At 57.9% G+C, this 16,996-nt stretch carries 17 protein-coding genes and 1 pseudogene; 14 read left to right on the top strand and 4 right to left on the bottom strand.

Annotated elements, in window-relative coordinates:
• Positions 1 to 424: 424 nt before the first annotated feature.
• Positions 425 to 940, bottom strand: coding sequence for a hypothetical protein (locus C2U54_RS07195; protein WP_032664851.1), 516 nt, complete (start codon positions 938 to 940; stop codon positions 425 to 427).
• Between the two features lie 145 nt (positions 941 to 1,085).
• Here C2U54_RS07195 and C2U54_RS07200 point away from each other — a divergent pair.
• The 14 genes and pseudogenes from C2U54_RS07200 to C2U54_RS07265 form a co-directional block, all read left to right on the top strand.
• Positions 1,086 to 2,131: pseudogene (locus tag C2U54_RS07200) on the top strand (arsenic transporter); the annotation flags it as partial.
• A 12-nt stretch (positions 2,132 to 2,143) separates the two neighbouring features.
• A complete protein-coding gene (gene arsC, locus C2U54_RS07205) occupies positions 2,144 to 2,569 on the top strand; it encodes a glutaredoxin-dependent arsenate reductase (RefSeq protein ID WP_103178021.1) in 426 nt (141 codons plus the stop codon).
• Between the two features lie 466 nt (positions 2,570 to 3,035).
• A complete protein-coding gene (locus C2U54_RS07210) occupies positions 3,036 to 3,374 on the top strand; it encodes a glycine dehydrogenase (RefSeq protein WP_103178022.1) in 339 nt (112 codons plus the stop codon).
• A gap of 10 nt (positions 3,375 to 3,384) precedes the next feature.
• Positions 3,385 to 3,747 carry an SFCGS family glycine-rich protein gene (locus tag C2U54_RS07215; protein WP_006179053.1) on the top strand — a complete coding sequence of 121 codons (363 nt, stop codon included), beginning with the start codon at positions 3,385 to 3,387 and terminating at the stop codon, positions 3,745 to 3,747.
• A 2-nt stretch (positions 3,748 to 3,749) separates the two neighbouring features.
• On the top strand, positions 3,750 to 4,049 hold the full coding sequence (locus C2U54_RS07220; protein ID WP_006810338.1) for a DUF4312 family protein: 300 nt from the start codon (positions 3,750 to 3,752) through the stop codon (positions 4,047 to 4,049).
• Positions 4,050 to 4,071: 22 nt separating this feature from the next.
• Positions 4,072 to 4,848 (top strand): DUF4311 domain-containing protein, encoded by a 777-nt coding sequence (locus C2U54_RS07225; protein WP_039030609.1) that lies wholly within the window; start codon positions 4,072 to 4,074, stop codon positions 4,846 to 4,848.
• Between the two features lie 13 nt (positions 4,849 to 4,861).
• Positions 4,862 to 5,503, top strand: coding sequence for a DUF4310 family protein (locus C2U54_RS07230; RefSeq protein WP_103178023.1), 642 nt, complete (start codon positions 4,862 to 4,864; stop codon positions 5,501 to 5,503).
• A gap of 42 nt (positions 5,504 to 5,545) precedes the next feature.
• Complete coding sequence (locus C2U54_RS07235) at positions 5,546 to 6,679, top strand: amidohydrolase/deacetylase family metallohydrolase (RefSeq protein ID WP_103178024.1); 1,134 nt, start codon at positions 5,546 to 5,548, stop codon at positions 6,677 to 6,679.
• Positions 6,663 to 7,781 (top strand): DgaE family pyridoxal phosphate-dependent ammonia lyase, encoded by a 1,119-nt coding sequence (locus C2U54_RS07240; RefSeq protein ID WP_103178025.1) that lies wholly within the window; start codon positions 6,663 to 6,665, stop codon positions 7,779 to 7,781. Before C2U54_RS07235 ends, C2U54_RS07240 begins: the two co-directional genes overlap by 17 nt.
• The gene (gene dagF, locus C2U54_RS07245; protein WP_103178026.1) at positions 7,778 to 8,518 is read left to right on the top strand and encodes a 2-dehydro-3-deoxy-phosphogluconate aldolase; all 741 of its coding nucleotides are present in this window, start codon (positions 7,778 to 7,780) and stop codon (positions 8,516 to 8,518) included. The genes C2U54_RS07240 and dagF overlap by 4 nt, the downstream gene beginning before the upstream one ends.
• A gap of 54 nt (positions 8,519 to 8,572) precedes the next feature.
• Positions 8,573 to 9,709, top strand: a complete 1,137-nt coding sequence (locus C2U54_RS07250) for a lactonase family protein (RefSeq protein WP_103178027.1) — start codon at positions 8,573 to 8,575, stop codon at positions 9,707 to 9,709.
• A 19-nt stretch (positions 9,710 to 9,728) separates the two neighbouring features.
• Positions 9,729 to 11,639 (top strand): BglG family transcription antiterminator, encoded by a 1,911-nt coding sequence (locus tag C2U54_RS07255; protein WP_103178028.1) that lies wholly within the window; start codon positions 9,729 to 9,731, stop codon positions 11,637 to 11,639.
• Between the two features lie 77 nt (positions 11,640 to 11,716).
• Positions 11,717 to 11,959 (top strand): type II toxin-antitoxin system RelB/DinJ family antitoxin, encoded by a 243-nt coding sequence (locus C2U54_RS07260; RefSeq protein ID WP_103178029.1) that lies wholly within the window; start codon positions 11,717 to 11,719, stop codon positions 11,957 to 11,959.
• A complete protein-coding gene (locus C2U54_RS07265; protein WP_103178030.1) occupies positions 11,949 to 12,233 on the top strand; it encodes a type II toxin-antitoxin system RelE family toxin in 285 nt (94 codons plus the stop codon). The genes C2U54_RS07260 and C2U54_RS07265 overlap by 11 nt, the downstream gene beginning before the upstream one ends.
• Positions 12,234 to 12,236: 3 nt before the next feature.
• Here the strand turns inward: C2U54_RS07265 and nrdG are convergent, their stop codons facing one another.
• From nrdG to treC, 3 genes are all read right to left on the bottom strand, one after another.
• On the bottom strand, positions 12,237 to 12,701 hold the full coding sequence (gene nrdG / locus C2U54_RS07270) for an anaerobic ribonucleoside-triphosphate reductase-activating protein (protein ID WP_103178031.1): 465 nt from the start codon (positions 12,699 to 12,701) through the stop codon (positions 12,237 to 12,239).
• Between the two features lie 106 nt (positions 12,702 to 12,807).
• Positions 12,808 to 14,946, bottom strand: a complete 2,139-nt coding sequence (nrdD, locus tag C2U54_RS07275) for an anaerobic ribonucleoside-triphosphate reductase (RefSeq protein ID WP_103178032.1) — start codon at positions 14,944 to 14,946, stop codon at positions 12,808 to 12,810.
• A gap of 370 nt (positions 14,947 to 15,316) precedes the next feature.
• A complete protein-coding gene (gene treC, locus C2U54_RS07280) occupies positions 15,317 to 16,972 on the bottom strand; it encodes an alpha,alpha-phosphotrehalase (RefSeq protein ID WP_103178033.1) in 1,656 nt (551 codons plus the stop codon).
• Positions 16,973 to 16,996 lie beyond the last annotated feature (24 nt).

The following is a 16,996-nucleotide window of genomic DNA, read 5'->3' on the forward strand; positions in this document are numbered from 1 at the left end:
AAATGAGCAAAAAGTGCTTCTCGTAAAAAATTTACAAATCTTTTTTGCAGGAAAACATGCCTCTAATTCGCAACAGGAAGCCCGGAGAGCGATTCTTCGTTACGCATAAGGCCAATTGTGTTTCAACAGTAAAAACTGTTTCTGAGGCCTTTGGTTGCGAATAGTGGGCTATTAACGCGTATTCCCGTAACGCTGAAAAGTCATGAATAGCTATGAATAGCAGTGACCTTGCAGGTAAACGTCAGGTTTATTACTATTCAGGCATCGATACTGACCGGAACCACTCAACACTGGTATGTTGATGGGGTATTGATGTCGGAGAGTAATCTCCCCCAGCCTAAGAGCGGGATATCCAAAGACACAGACCGGAACCCAACAAGAGTGGATAACATCGATGATCTACTCTGGTGAAAAGGCGCTGATATCAGCGCCTTTTTGCTTTTCTGGACGTGTAAACCGTCTGTCCATTCAGTCGCAGATGTGCGACATATGCAAATTTCATGGGCCTACTCTTTGGTATGGAGTGTCGTCCCCACTGATTGACTTCATAAGCTGATACAACATAAAGCTTTAAGCCGTTCGGGTGACCGTTGTCCTTACGCAAGTCAAAGAAGATCGCATAGTCATTAACCTCCATATAATGATACATCTCATTGTTTCCCTTATTGATATGGGGAACAACGTAGGAGGTCAGCAGATTTGTTGAAAGCATCTGCGGCAGGTTAAGGCTGGCAGCATATCTGTCAGCACAGAAAAATCGATCCGGTGGAATTTCCGGTCCGTTTCCTTTCTGGTCAGAAAAGACATGATTGCTGTAGTTGATTGTTATCTGTACGGGGTCAGGGATATTGGCGATTTCTGCCATAAACGTCAAAGGCGCGAGGTGCTTCATACAGTAGCTTTTTCCATTAAAGGAAAGATTTTTATGTGCGCCTTTCACTGTTATCCCTTACGAATCCAATGGAGCGGGAATTGTATCACAACCCCATGCGGGGCAGATGCGCCCGAGATGTAAAAGATGTGCATAGAGTACGCGCATGGCCGGCCTCACTGGCTGGTATCCTGAAGAGGCCAACCATGGTTACTATGTCTCCCGCTGGGGTAACGGACGTGGCCGCCTGCTGTTCACCTGGATAGTCTTGCTCGGTGCCGCTGTCGCTGCGTTGTTTGCCAATGACGGCGCCGCGCTGATCCTGACGCCGATTGTGATTGCGATGCTGCTCGCACTGGGGTTCAGCCAGGGCACGACACTGGCCTTTGTCATGGCCGCAGGATTTATTGCAGATACGGCCAGCCTGCCACTCATTGTGTCTAACCTGGTTAATATCGTCTCGGCGGACTTCTTCGGTCTGGGCTTTACGCAGTACGCCTCCGTTATGATCCCCGTGGATGCGGCAGCGATTGCGGCCACGCTGACCATGCTGCATCTCTTCTTCCGCAGGGATATTCCGGCAACGTATGACGTTTCGCTGCAGAAGACGCCTGCCAGCGCGATCAAGGATCCGGCAACCTTCAGGGCGGGCTGGATTGTCCTGTTATTGCTGCTTGTCGGTTTCTTTGTTCTGGAGCCGCTGGGGATCCCGGTCAGTGCGATAGCGGCGGCTGGAGCAGCAGTGCTGTTTGTGGTGGCGAAAAGAGGCCATGCCATCAACACCGGGAAAGTCCTGCGCGGTGCGCCATGGCAGATCGTTATTTTCTCGCTGGGCATGTATCTCGTGGTCTATGGCCTGCGCAATGCAGGGCTCACGGAGTACCTGTCTGGCGTGCTGAATCTGCTGGCAGACAAGGGGCTATGGGCAGCGACGTTCGGCACCGGCTTCCTGACGGCATTTCTCTCATCAGTGATGAACAATATGCCGACGGTACTGATTGGCGCGCTGTCGTTTGACGGGAGTACGGCGACCGGCGTCGTCAAAGAGGCAATGATTTATGCCAATGTGATAGCTGCGATTTAGGCCCGAAAATCACCCCGATTGGCAGTCTGGCAACCCTGTTCTGGCTGCATGTGCTTGCCCAGAAAAATATAAAGATTACCTGGGGATATTACTTCCGTACCGGCATTGTTATGACTGTGCCGGTGCTGTTTGTCACTCTGGCCGCGCTGGCGTGGCGGCTCTCTGTCACTTTGTAATGAGATACTGATATGAGCAACATTACCATCTATCACAACCCGGCCTGTGGCACTTCACGCAACACGCTGGAGATGATCCGTAACAGCGGCAACGAACCGACTATAATTTATTATCTTGATACGCCCCCGACCCGCGATGAGCTTATTAAACTTATTTCAGATATGGGAATTACGGTGCGTGCATTGCTGCGTAAGAATGTTGAGCGTTATGAGCAACTGGGACTTGCAGAAGACAGGTTTACCGATGAGCAATTGATAGAATTAATGCTGCAGCATCCAATTCTTATCAACCGGCCAATTGTTGTCACACCTGCAGTAACGCGCCTGTGCAGACCTTCAGAGGTGGTGCTGGAAATTATTCCGGAACCTCAGCAGGGTGCATTCACGAAAGAAGATGGCGAAAAGGTTATTGATGAAGCAGGGAAGCGGGTGAAGTAATAAGCAACGAAATGGATAATTCGATTGTGGAACACGTTATTTAGCTTTAACAGCAAACAAAAAAGAGCCCATGTATTCCATGGACTCTTTCTGAGATGCCTCGATTATTCTGTCCAACTTTTGGGGGGCAGTACAAGGCGGGGCTTTCCACTTCCCGTCCCATGCATGAGACGGTCAGTCTCAAGCACCCACGGCCACTCTAACGAACCCTCATAAGAAAACCTTATCCAGCTCACACTTCTACGAGTCTGCTCGTAAACTTTTTCACTTCTGCAATGCCCCTTTTCCCGCTCAGGAGCGTGATATTCATCACGTTAGGCCAGCGGATAATCGTTATTCAGCGCAATTATGTGGCACAGATCACTGGTGCCGCTCTCCTTTCCACTTCGAAGTGGAAAACAACTCGCTACAAACCCGCAACAGCCAGCGTTAGTTTTATCCCAGAGCCAATAACGGGGTAAGACGAGTGATTAACGGAACGGTAATAAACGACACTGGAGACCAGGCGGCGCAAACTGAACAGTTGGCCGACACCATGCTCAGGCAGACTTTCGCCCTGCTTAGTCATCACCACATTATCCCCAATGCCGTTCAGGAGCAGATGCTGACCTCCCACGTTCGTGCCATGGCGCACCGGTCGGTAACCGGCGAGCCGTTGCCGGAGGTCGAGGCTGACCTGTTTGACGAAATTTCACCAGAATCCATGCGGCTTGCCCGTGAAGTGGTGGCGCAGTTTGGCAATCTTCCTGATGAAGAAGCCTGGCTGCTCTCCGTTCACTTCGAAGTCGCCAAAGACAACCTTTAAGGAGCACATCATGGAACAAATTACAGTGGTCATCGGCGATCGCCTGGGTAAAGGCCAGAAGGTTGCAGCAGGCGTTGAAAAAGCGGGTGGCCGCGCGGTCGTAGTACCGGGCATGGCGGCAGATATGAAGCTGGGCGACGTGATGAAGGCGGAGAACGCCACCTTCGGTATCTCCTTCTGCGGCAGCGGCGGCGCGGGTGCTATCACCGCCCAGACCAAATATGGCTATAAAGCGAAGTACGGCATGCGCTCGGTCGATGAAGGCGTTACCGCCATCAACGAAGGCTGCAACGTGCTCGGCTTTGGCTTTATGGATAAAGAAGAGCTGGGCGAGCGTCTGGTTCAGGCGTGGCAGAAGAAGCACGGCGCATAAGCATGAAAGAACAGTTCACCACCACGGTGAGAGTGAAGGGCAAAGGCGACGCCAAAGCGCGCGCCTTTGCCGACGCGCTGAACCATGTTCAGGCCGCGGTGATGAAAGCATCGCCGCATATCTTACTGCGTATTGAGCCACAGGATGTGCAGGTTGTTCAGGCGCAAGAAGCGGTGCGTAAAGAGGCGTTTCTGTTCTTCTTTTTGCGCCGGGAAAGACGCACCTACAGCGTGGAGCTGGACGTGACCGTCAACGTGACTGCCATCAATCTGGACCAGGTGGACTTTGTCACGCAACGCTGATTCTTACTAATAGGGCAGACGAATGTTCCTGATAATTTTAATAAAATCGCTCATCATCGGCGGCCTGGTTGGCGTCGGCGTTGGGGCCGGGGCTGCACGCATGTTTCATGCGCCTACCACACAGGGTATGGGCGCGTTTCGTACGTTGGGGGAGCTGAACTCCTGCGAGGGGGATCCCGCGTCCCACTTCTCCTTTGGGTTAGGCTTCTTCTTTAACGCCTGGGCCTCGTCGGTTGCGGCGGGTTCCTTCACCCAGGACGTTGACCACCGCATCATCCCGAACTGGGGTGCCGCAGCGCTGATGATCAAAAACCGCAACGTCGGCGAGACGCTGCACGATCCCCGCAAAATGGCGATCGCCTGCGGCGTGATCGGCATGATTGTCGTCACCTTCCTGAACCTCACCGCCTCCTCCGTTCCGGCTGCGTTGCAGGTCACCGCCGTTAAGGTGCTGGTACCGGCGGCAAACCTGCTGGTCAACACCGTGATGCCGGTGATCTTCTGGCTGGCGGCCATCGACGCGGGTAAAAAATCGGGCTTCTGGGCCACCGTCTTTGGCGGCGCGGCGCAGCTGATTATGGGTAACGCCGTGCCGGGTCTGGTGCTGGGGATCCTGATCGGTAAAGGGGTGGAAGAGAGCGGCTGGAACCACGTCACCAAAGTGATGATGGCGGCCATCGTTCTGCTCTTCGTGCTGAGCGGCTTCTTCCGCGGCTTCGACATGAAGATGATCGAATCCTTCCATCTGACCGTGCCGAACTGGCTCGACATGATCCACAACTCGCTCAGCGGCAAGTAACAGGAGCCTCTAAATGGAACAGAATAAAGGTTTTTGGTATGCCGACTGGTCGTTCCCGATCTTTGTTGGCCTGCTCTCCTCCGGCGTCTTCGCCGGGACGCACATGTACTACCTCTACGGCATCGGCGCCTTTAACGAAGTGGCCTTCGTGGCGATGCTGAAAGCGGGCATCGATACCGGTGCCTACGGCGCGGTGGCGGCGTTCGGCGCCAGCTTCCTGTTCGCCCGTATTATCGAAGGTTCCCTGGTGGGGATCCTGGATATCGGCGGGGCGATCCAGACCGGCGTCGGCTTAGGCGTGCCGGCGCTGCTGCTGGGGGCGGGCATCATGTTCCCGGTGACCAACTTTATCGCCTCGCTGGCAACCGGCCTGGTGATTGGCCTGGCGATTGGCTACGTCATCATCCTGGCGCGTAAATTCACCATCAATCAGAGCAACTCCACCTATGGGGCAGACGTGATGATGGGCGCGGGTAACGCCTCCGGCCGCTTCCTCGGGCCGTTGATTATCCTCAGCGCGATGACCGCCTCGATCCCAATCGGCATCGGTTCCCTGCTGGGCGCGCTGCTGTTCTATATCTGGCAGAAGCCGATTACCGGTGGCGCCATCCTCGGCGCAATGCTTTTGGGCTGGCTGTTCCCGGTCGCCCTTTAATACCCGCGGGCGCTCCGGCGCCCGTCTTCTCAGGAGAACCCCATGTTTGATTTACTCCTGCGCCGTGCGCGCCTCACCGACGATACCCTGACCGATATCGCCATTCAGGACGGGAAGATCGCGGCGGTTGGCGACATCACCGACCCCGCACAGCACACCGTTGAGCTCAACGGTGACACCTGGGTCAGCGCAGGCTGGATTGACTCCCACGTTCACTGCTACCCGAACTCGCCGATTTACCACGACGAGCCGGACAGCGTCGGCATCGCCACCGGCGTCACCACCGTGGTGGACGCGGGCAGCACCGGCGCGGACGACGTGGACGATTTCTACGCCATCACCCGCAAGGCCACAACCGAGGTCTTTGCCCTGCTGAACATCTCCCGCGTGGGGCTGATAGCCCAGAACGAGCTGGCAAACATGGCCAATATCGACGCCGACGCGGTAAAGCAGGCGGTGAAGCGCCACCCTGATTTTATCGTCGGCCTGAAAGCGCGCATGAGCAGCAGCGTGGTGGGCGAGAATGGCATTACGCCGCTGGAACGTGCGAAGGCCATCCAGAGAGAGAACGGCGATCTGCCGCTGATGGTACACATTGGCAACAACCCGCCAAACCTCGACGAAATCGCCGAACTGCTGAGTTCAGGCGACATCATCACCCACTGCTACAACGGCAAACCGAACCGCATTCTGACCCCCTCCGGGGAGCTGCGCGCCTCCATCACCTCCGCCCTGAAGCGCGGCGTGCGCCTCGACGTGGGCCACGGCACCGCGAGCTTCAGCTTTGAGGTGGCAAAACGCGCCATCGCGATGGGCATTCTGCCGCACACCATCAGCTCGGATATCTACTGCCGCAACCGCCTTAACGGCCCGGTCGGCTCGCTGGCGAGCGTAATGTCAAAATTCCTCGCCATCGGCATGTCGCTGCCGCAGGTGATTGAGTGCGTCACCGCCAACGCCGCCGACGGCCTGCGCCTGACGCGCAAAGGCCGCATTCAGCCGGGTCTCGACGCCGACCTGACGCTCTTCACCCTTAAGCGCCAGCCAACGCTGCTGGTGGATGCCGAAAACGACAGCCTGCAGGCTGAACACATTCTGGTGCCGCTTGCCGCGATCCGCGCGGGCAAGGGCTACATGACCGAACAAGGGAGCACGGAACATGCCTTCAATTTTTGAGAAATACAATTTAAAACAGGTGATTAACACCTCCGGGCGCATGACGGCGCTCGGCGTCTCCACCCCGCGCCCGGAAGTGGTGCAGGCGGCAATGGCGGGGATGAACCAGTACTTCGAGATGAAGGATCTGGTGAACAAAACCGGCGAATACATCGCGAAGCTGCTGGACGTGGAAGGCGCGACGGTGGTCTCCTGCGCATCCGCGGGCATCGCCCAGTCCGTGGCGGCGGTGCTGGTGAAAGACAGCGACTGGCTGCTGGAGAACCTCCACGTCACTCCAATTGAGAACAACGAAATCGTGCTGCCGAAAGGCCACAACGTCAACTTTGGCGCCCCGGTGGGCACCATGGTGGCGCTGGGCGGCGGCAAGCTGGTGGAAGCGGGCTACGCCAACGAATGTTCCGCCGATCAGCTGGCGGCGGCGATCACCCCGCGCACCGCGGCGATCATGTATATCAAATCCCATCACTGCGTGCAGAAGAGCATGCTCAGCGTGGAGCAGGCGGCAGTGGTGGCGCGCAAACACGACCTGCCGCTGATCGTCGATGCGGCGGCGGAAGAGGATCTGCACACTTACTACCGCGCCGGGGCGTCTCTTGTTATCTACAGCGGCGCGAAGGCGATCGAAGGGCCAACCAGCGGGCTGGTGATTGGCAGAACCCAGTATGTGGAGTGGGTGAAGCGTCAGACGGCGGGCATTGGCCGGGCGATGAAGGTGGGTAAAGAGGGCATTCTGGGCCTCACCTGCGCCATCGAACACTACCTGACGGCGACCAAAGAGAGCGGGGCGGAGATGGTGGCGAAGATGACGCCGTTTATCGACGCCCTCAACACCCTGAACGGCGTGACCGCCCGCGTGGTGTGGGACAGCGCGGGCCGCGATATCGCCCGCACCGAGATTAAGTTCGACGAAGCCACCACCGGCGTCGGCACCGGCGATCTGGTGCATGCGCTGAAGCAGGGCGAATACGCCATCTACTTCCGCGGCTATAAAGCGAACGAAGGGATTATCGAAGCGGACGTGCGCAGCGTCACCGTTGACCAGCTCAACATTGTCTATCGCCGCATCAGCGAAGTATTAGGCCAGGAGAAAACCGCATGAAACTGACCCCTAACTTTTACCGCGACCGCGTCTGCCTGAACGTGCTGGCCGGCTCGAAAGCCAACGCCAGCGCCATCTACGAAGCCGCAGAGGGCCATGTACTGGTGGGCGTGCTCTCCAAAAACTACCCGGACGTGGCAAGCGCGGTGGCGGATATGCGCGAGTACGCTCAGCTTATCGATAACGCCCTCTCCGTAGGGCTGGGAGCAGGTGACCCGAACCAGTCGGCGATGGTGAGCGAGATCGCCCGCCAGGTGCAGCCGCAGCACGTTAACCAGGTTTTCACCGGTGTAGCCACCAGCCGTGCGCTGCTGGGGCAGAGCGAGTCCGTGGTCAACGGCCTGGTCTCCCCCACCGGCACCGTCGGGATGGTGAAAATCTCCACCGGCCCGCTGAGCAGCGCGGCACCAGATGGGATCGTCCCAGTGGAAACGGCCATTGCCCTGCTGAAAGATTTCGGCGGCAGCTCAATCAAATACTTCCCGATGGGCGGTCTGAAGTGCCGGGACGAATACCAGGCGGTGGCGGAAGCCTGCGCCCGTCACGACTTCTGGCTGGAGCCGACCGGGGGTATCGATCTCGACAACTTTGAGGCGATCCTGCAGATCGCCCTCGATGCAGGCGTGAGCAAGATCATCCCGCATATCTACAGCTCGATTATCGACAAAGCCAGCGGGGATACGCGTCCGGAAGATGTGCGTACGCTGCTGGAGATGACGAAAAAACAGGTTAAGTAGTCCCTCACCCTAACCCTCTCCCGCCGGGGGAGGGATACACGATCAGGAGCCACCATGCATACCCGTAACCTGCTTGTCGCTTCACTCTCAATGCTTGCCACCGCCGCTGTCGCCCAGACGCAGTACGCCTGGGTGGGGACCTACAACCCCAACGGCGAAGGGCTCTACCGCTTTACCGTCGATCCGCAATCCGGCGCGCTCGCCAACAAAACGCTGGTGAGCAAACTGCCGAACGCTGCGCAGTTAACCGCCTCCCACGACGGCAAAACGCTCTATCTGGCAAGCGAAGTGGAGCAGGGGGTGGTGCAGGCGCTGCGGGTGGGCGATAACGGCGAGCTGAGCGAACTGAATCAGGTGGCCTCCGGCGGTGCGGGACCGGTCTATCTCTCGCTGACGCCGAACGGCAAGCACCTGCTGGTGGCCAACTATGTCAGCGGCTCCATTGCGGTGCTGCCGATCAACGCTGACGGCAGCCTGGGTAATGCCACGGATACCCACCAGGATCAAGGCGAACCGGGTGCCGCGAAACCCCAAGCCGCCGTAGAGGGCAGTTTTGCCATCAGCGATCACAATGGCCCCCATGCGCACATGATCGCCGCCGATCCGAGCGGAAAATATGTTTTTTCAACCGATCTGGGGCTGGATCGGATCTACCAGTACCGTTTTGACGATCGCACCGGGAAGCTCACCCCGAACGATCCGCCGTTTATCAGCGCCTCTTCGAAAGGGGCCGGACCGCGCCATTTCGTCTTTACGCCAAAAGGTGATGCCCTGTGGCTGATTAACGAAGAGGCGTCTACGCTGACCCATTATGCCGTAGAGGCCAACGGCACGCTGAAAGAGGGCAAGAGTGTCTCTGCGCTGCCAGCCGGCTACAAGGGCACCAGTTTTGCCGCCGGGCTGGCGTTAAGTGGTGATGGTAAACAGTTGTATGTTGCTAACCGTTTGCATAACAGCATCGGCCACTTTACCGTAACGGCGGAGGGTACGCTGACGCATCAGGACAATGTCTGGACGCGTGGCGATTACCCGCGCACCCTGACGCTCGATAAACAGGGGCGCTGGCTCTATGTCATGAACCAGCGCAGCGACAACATCACCCGGTTTCGCGTGGCGCAGGACGGCAAGCTGAGCGTCGAGCCAGACTATACCCCGGTCGGCAGCCCATCCCAGATGGTCATTTCACCTTAAGCTGTAAGAGGACAACCCCGTGCGATTTCCCAACCAACGTTTAGCGCAACTGTTCGAGATGTTGCAAAACGAGACGCTGCCACAGGACGAACTGGCGCAACGGTTGTCGGTCTCCACGCGTACCGTCCGGGCTGATATCACCGCGCTGAACGCGCTGCTGGCGGGGAACGGGGCGCAGTTTATCCTCAGCCGCGGTAACGGCTATCAACTGAAAATTGACGATCCGGCGCGCTATCAGCTGTTGCAGGCTTCGCATCCGCGGACGTTGCGTATTCCGCGCACCGGCCCCGAGCGGGTGCACTACCTGGTGGTGCGCTTTCTCACCTCGGCATTCTCCCTCAAGCTGGAGGATCTGGCCGACGAGTGGTTTGTCAGCCGCGCCACGCTGCAGAGCGATATGGCGGAGGTGCGCGAGTGGTTTCATCGCTATCGCCTGACCCTGGAGACCCGCCCGCGTCACGGTATGAAGCTGTTTGGCAGCGAGATGGCGATCCGCGCCTGCCTCACCGATCTGCTGTGGCAGCTGGCGCAGCAGGACAACCTTAATCCGCTGGTGACGGAAGTGGCACTCAATGCCGGCGTGCCGGAGCAGCTCGCCGCCGTCCTGCATGAGACCTTTACCCGTCACCATATCCGTCTGACCGACGAGGGGGAGCTGTTTTTACGGCTCTACGGCGCGGTAACGGTGCGACGCATCAGCGAAGGCTATCCGCTGCCGGAGTTTAACGCCGAAGAGGTGGCCGAGAACGTGCGCGACGCCGCGCGGGATATCGCCAGCGCCATCGCCCGGCTGGCCGATAAAACGCTGTCTCCCTCGGAGGTGACCTGGCTGGGGGTGCATATCGCCGCCCGTCAGGTGCAGGAGATCTCACCCAGCGCCATCAACGCCGATGATGAAGAGGCGCTGGTGAACTACATCCTGGGCTATATCAACACCCACTATAACTACAACCTCCTCGCGGACGCTCAGCTCCACGCGGATCTGCTGACCCACATAAAAACCATGATCACCCGGGTGCGCTATCAGATCATGATCCCCAATCCGCTGCTGGATAACATCAAGCAGCACTATCCGATGGCGTGGGACATGACCCTGGCGGCGGTGTCGAGCTGGGGCAAGTACACCCCGTATGCGATCAGTGAAAACGAGATTGGCTTCCTGGTGCTGCATATCGGGGTCGGCCTGGAACGCCACTACAACATTGGCTATCAGCGCCAGCCGCGGGTGATGCTGGTGTGCGACGCGGGCAACGCGATGGTGCGGATGATCGAGGCCGTGTTGCAGCGCAAGTATCCGCAAATCGAGGTGACGCGTGTGCTGACGCTGCGGGAGTATGAGCAGTGCGAGAACATCAGCGAAGATTTCGTCATCTCCACCGCGCGGATCGGCGAAAAAGCCAAGCCGGTGGTGATGATCGCCCCGTTCCCGACCGACTATCAGCTCGAGCAGATCGGCAAGCTGGTGCTGGTGGACAGAACGCGCCCCTGGATGCTGGAAAAGTACTTTGACGCCAGCCACTTCCGCGTGATTAATCAGCCCATCGACCAGCAGACGCTGTTCCGTGAGCTGTGCGGTCAGCTACAGGAGGAGGGGTTTGTAGATGCAGAGTTTCTCGACTCGGTGGTGGAGCGCGAGGCCATCGTCAGCACCCTGCTCGGCGACGGCATCGCCCTGCCGCACTCCCTCGGTTTGTTGGCGCAAAAAACCGTGGTCTACACCGTGCTGGCCCCGCAGGGGATCCAGTGGGGGGATGAAACCGCGCATGTCATCTTCCTGCTGGCGATCAGTAAAAGCGAGTATGAAGAGGCGATGGCCATCTACGATATCTTCGTCACCTTCCTGCGCGAACGGGCGATGACGCGGCTCTGTCAATGTCACGACTTCGCGGAGTTTAAAACCGTGGCGATGGAGAGTTTGAGCCGGTTTTGAGAGGCGCTATCCAGAATTCGATGTAATGCGAATGTAATGCTAAACTGCATTACACATTCGTTTTTACCGGAGGCATAATGGCCACGCTTAACGTCCGTCTGGATGACAAACTCAAAAACGAGGCATATGCCGTGCTGGAAAAACTGAACATTACCCCGACGGAAGCCGTTCGGCTTCTGTTCCAGTATGTCGCGGAAAATGGCCGCATGCCGGTCAAAACCGTGACGGTAAGTGACAGCGAAGATGAACTGATCAGGACGGTCAGGGAACGGCTGGCGAATCCGCAAAAAGGGATCAAGGTTAGTCTGGATGACCTATGAGCTGGAATTCGATCCACGTGCGCTAAAGGAGTGGCAGAAACTGGGTGATACGGTTAAGAGTCAGTTTAAGAAGAAGCTGGCAGTCGTCCTGTCAAACCCGCGAAGAGAGTCTGCCAGGCTACATGGCTTACCGGACTGCTACAAAATTAAACTCAGTTCGTCCGGTTATCGGCTGGTATATCAGGTCAGGGATAAGGTCATTACGGTATTTGTGGTCGCAGTGGGAAAACGCGAAAAATCAGCCGTCTATCACGACGCAAATCAACGGCTTTAAGACTCAACGCAGATGATGCACCACCTGGTTACTGCTGCCGCGCCAGATCAGCATCGGATCTTTCAGATCCTGCACAAATTTGCCGTCGATCAGCACGTTGATCAGATCCACCACCTGCATCTGCTCATCGTTCAGTTCGTCCAGCTTATAGCCCGTCCACACCCAGATATCTTTGCCCGGGCACTCGGCGCGAATGCGCTGCACCAGCTTCAGGATATCCGGCACGTTTTGCGGGTGCAGCGGATCGCCGCCGGAGAGCGAAATCCCCTGGCGTTTGATGCGCGTGTCGTTGAGATCGTCGATGATCCGCTGCTCCATCTCCGCGGTAAACGGCATGCCGGAATTCAGTCGCCAGGTGCTTTTGTTGTAGCAGCCGGGGCATTCGTGAACGCAGCCGGATACAAACAGGGTGCAGCGGGTGCCAGGGCCGTTGACGATGTCGACAGGATAATATTGATGATACTTCATAGCGTATAACCACGCCGGGTGTCGCGTAGCGATCCCGGCCTACAGTGTGAATGCGAATTGTAGGCCCGGATCGCTGCGCGCCACCGGGCATAAATGTGGCAGAGGGTTACCCGATCTGCCCATTCCCTAAATGCTTCACCCGGCGCTTCACCTCTTCCTGCTTGCCGGCGTTGAACGGACGGGCGTCCGGGCTGCCGAGATAGCCGCACACGCGGCGGGTCACGGAGACGCGGGCGGCGTCGTGGTTACCGCATTTTGGGCAGGTGAAGCCTTTGCTGGTGCACTCGAACTCACCGGTAAAGCCGCACTCGTAGCACTCATCTATTGGCGTGTTGGTGCCGTAGTAGGGCACGTGCTGATAGCTGTAATCCCACACGTCTTCCAGCGCCTTCAGGTTGTGCTGAATGTTCGGGTATTCGCCGTAGCAGATGAAGCCGCCGCTGGCGATCGGTGGGTAGGCCGCTTCAAAATCGATCTTGTCGTACGGGTTGACCTTCTTCTCCACGTCGAGGTGGAAGCTGTTGGTGTAGTAGCCCTTATCGGTAACACCTTCCACCACGCCAAACTCGGCGGTATCCAGGCGGCAAAAGCGATCGCACAGGTTTTCGCTCGGGGTGCTGTAGAGGCTGAAGCCGTAGCCGGTCTCCTCTTTCCACCGATCCACCGCGTCGCGCAGGCGCTGGACGATAGCGATACCTTTCTCACGCAGGGCTTCGCTGTCGTAGATGTGCTTGTCGCCAAACAGGGCGTTAATGGTTTCGTGGATGCCGATATAGCCCAGCGAAATGGAGGCCCGGCCATTCCTGAAGATCTCCGCCACGTCATCGTCGGCCTTCAGGCGTACCCCGCAGGCCCCTTCCATATAGAGGATCGGGGCGACGCGGGCTTTGACCCCTTCCAGACGGGCGATACGGGTCATCAGCGCCTTACGCGCCAGCACCAGGCGCTCGTCCAGCAGTTTCCAGAATGTTGCTTCGTTGCCTTTGGCTTCCAGCGCGATGCGCGGCAGGTTCAGGCTGATCACGCCCAGATTGTTACGCCCGTCGTGGATCTGCTCGCCGTTCTCATCTTCGTACACGCCGAGGAAGCTGCGGCAGCCCATGGGGGTTTTGAACGAGCCGGTGACCTTCACCACCTGGTCATAGTTCAGAATGTCCGGATACATGCGCTTGCTAGCGCACTCCAGCGCCAGCTGTTTGATGTCGTAGTTTGGATCGCCAAACTTGTGGTTCAGGCCGTCGCGGATGGCGAACACCAGCTTCGGGAAGACCGCGGTTTTGCGGTTTTTGCCGAGGCCGGAAATGCGGTTGCGCAGAATGGACTGCTGGATCAGGCGCGATTCCCAGCTGGTGCCCAGACCAAAGCCAAAGGTGACAAACGGCGTCTGACCGTTGGCGGTGTGCAGGGTGTTCACCTCATATTCCAGCGACTGGAAGGCGTCGTAGCACTCTTTCTCGGTGCGGGAGCGGGCATATCCATCCGCATCCGGGATCTGCCACTCTTCCGCCACCTGGCGATGCTTGTTGAAGCTGGCGGTCACAAACGGGGCCAGCACTTCGTCGATCCGGTTGATGGTGGTGCCGCCATAAATGTGGCTGGCGACCTGGGCGATAATCTGCGCCGTCACTGCGGTGGCGGTGGAGATCGATTTTGGCGGTTCGATCTCGGCGTTGCCCATCTTGAAGCCGTGGGTCAGCATGCCCTTCAGGTCGATCAGCATGCAGTTGAACATCGGGAAGAATGGCGAATAGTCGAGATCGTGATAGTGAATATCCCCGCGCTCATGAGCCTGCACCACGTCGCGTGGCAGCAGGTGCTGACGGGCATAGTGTTTAGCCACAATACCGGCCAGCAGGTCGCGCTGGGTGGGGATCACTTTGCTGTCTTTGTTGGCATTTTCGTTGAGCAGCGCGGAGTTGGTCTGTTCCACCAGGCCGCGGATCTCCTGGTTCAGGCGGCCGCGTTTTTCACGTTCAATATCCCGGTCGTGACGGTATTCAATGTAGGCGCGCGCCAGCTGCTTGTAGGGGCCGGACATCAGCTGGTTTTCCACCGCGGTCTGGATCTCGTTAATGTCGACCTTGCTGCGGCCCATCATCTGGTTGCTGACCACCTCTGCGACGGTGGCGCAGTAATCTGCGTCATCGACTCCCGCTGCTTTAGCTGCACGCAGAATCGCTTCCTGAATGCGCTCTGATTTGAAAGGCACGTTACAGCCATCTCGTTTCATCACATGCGGTGTCATGATCACTCCATTTAAGAACAGGTTATCCACAGAGGCAGGAAAAAGGCGCGGGAGCGTAACTCTCGACGCGTGCGCGATTTCTCCTGATTTCGACCCTTTTTATCCACAATTTTATGTTGTGTGGTTTTCGTGGTCTTGTGGCAAGAATAGACCATGGATACAACATCTTGGGTCGGCGAGCATTCTAAGTTCTATATGTAGTGATTTGCATCAAACAAGTTTGCGATTTATTTGATTCAGGACAAGGTAAAAAACGAAGTGTACAGATGACGCGCGATAGAGGATTTGTAAATTTTTCAAGCCAAAACCGGGCTGATTTTCCAGCCATAAAGCGTGCGCCGGGCAACCGTGCGGTGCCCGGCGCAGAAGGTTATGCCTGTAGCCACCAGACCGCTTCAAAGGGTCGCAGGGTCATGGCGCCTGGCTGCGGCGAGACCTCGGCATAGTTGCTCATCACCACCTGCCAGTTGCCGTCCACCGCCTGCGGTTGCCACGGCTGGCAGGCGCGGCTCAGGTTAGCCACCACCATCAGCGTCTGGCCCTGCCACTGACGGCGGTAGCACCACAGCGACGGGTGATCCGCAAGCAGATCCTGATAATCCCCCCAGGTCAGTACCGGCAGGGTTTTACGCAGCGTAATCAGTGCCTGGTAGGTGTAAAACACCGAGCCGGGATCGGCCAGCGCCGCGGCAACGTTGATCGTCTCTGCGTTATCGCCCAGGGCAATCCACGGCTCACCGGTGGTGAAGCCGGCGTTGGGGGAGGCGTCCCACTGCATCGGCGTGCGGCTGTTGTCGCGGGATTTACTCGCGAGGATCGCCAGCAGTTCATCGGCGTCCCGTCCCTGCGCGCGCAGCCCGGCGAACATGTTGTGGCTCTCCACGTCCCGGTAATCAGTGATGCGGCTGAAGTGCGGGTTGGTCATGCCGATCTCTTCACCCTGATAGATGTAAGGGGTACCCTGCATGCCGTGCAGCACCATCGCCAGCATCTTCGCCGCCGGGACGCGGTACTCTCCCTCATCGCCAAAGCGCGAGACGATGCGCGGCTGATCGTGGTTACACCAGAACAGCGCGTTCCATGCCCGGTTGTGCATCCCCTGCTGCCAGTGGCTGAACAAAGCCTTCAGCGCCACGAAATCGGGCTTCGCCAGCGTCCACTTTTCGCCGTTGGGATAATCCACCTTCAGGTGGTGAAAGTTAAAGGTCATCGACAGCTCACGCCCATCAAGCGCCGCGTACTGCTGGCAGTGCGCCAGGCTGGTGGAGGACATCTCGCCCACCGTCATCAGGTTGCGCGGGGTAAAGACCTCCCGGCTCATCTCCTGCAAAAACGCGTGTATGCGCGGCCCATCGGTGTAGAAGCGGCGGCCATCACCGATCGCATCGTCGGGGAAGTCCTGCTCTTTTGACACCAGGTTAATCACGTCGAGACGCAGGCCGTCCACGCCGCGATCGGCCCAGAACTCGCACACCTTTTTCAACTCGGCGCGCACCTGCGGGTTCTCCCAGTTAAGATCGGCCTGCTCCGGGGCAAAGAGGTGCAGATAGTACTGCTCGCTTTCGGCGTGCCAGCGCCAGGCGTTGCCGCCAAACTTGGAGCGCCAGTTGTTGGGCGTCTGCTCCGGGGTGCCGTCGCGCCAGATATAGAACTCCCGGTACGGGCTGGCTTTATTGAGCGACTCGCGGAACCAGGGGTGCTGGGTGGAGGTATGGTTAAACACCATATCCAGCACGATGCGTATCCCACGCGCATGAGCCTGGGCCACCAGCGCGTCGAAATCATCCAGCGTGCCGTAGGCCGGATCGATGCTCAGGTAGTTTGCCACGTCGTAGCCGTTATCCACCTGGGGGGAGATGTAGAAGGGCGTCAGCCAGAGGGCGTCAACGCCGAGGGTTTTGAGGTAATCGAGACGCGACGTCACGCCGCGCAGATCGCCGGTGCCGCGCCCGGTGGTGTCCTGGAAGCTCTTCGGGTAGATCTGATAGATGACGCCGTTTTGCCACCAGTGAGGAAGGGTATTCATAATGCGTTCCTGCAAATGCGAAGG

This window comes from Leclercia sp. LSNIH1, assembly GCF_002902985.1.
Classification (GTDB): domain Bacteria; phylum Pseudomonadota; class Gammaproteobacteria; order Enterobacterales; family Enterobacteriaceae; genus Enterobacter.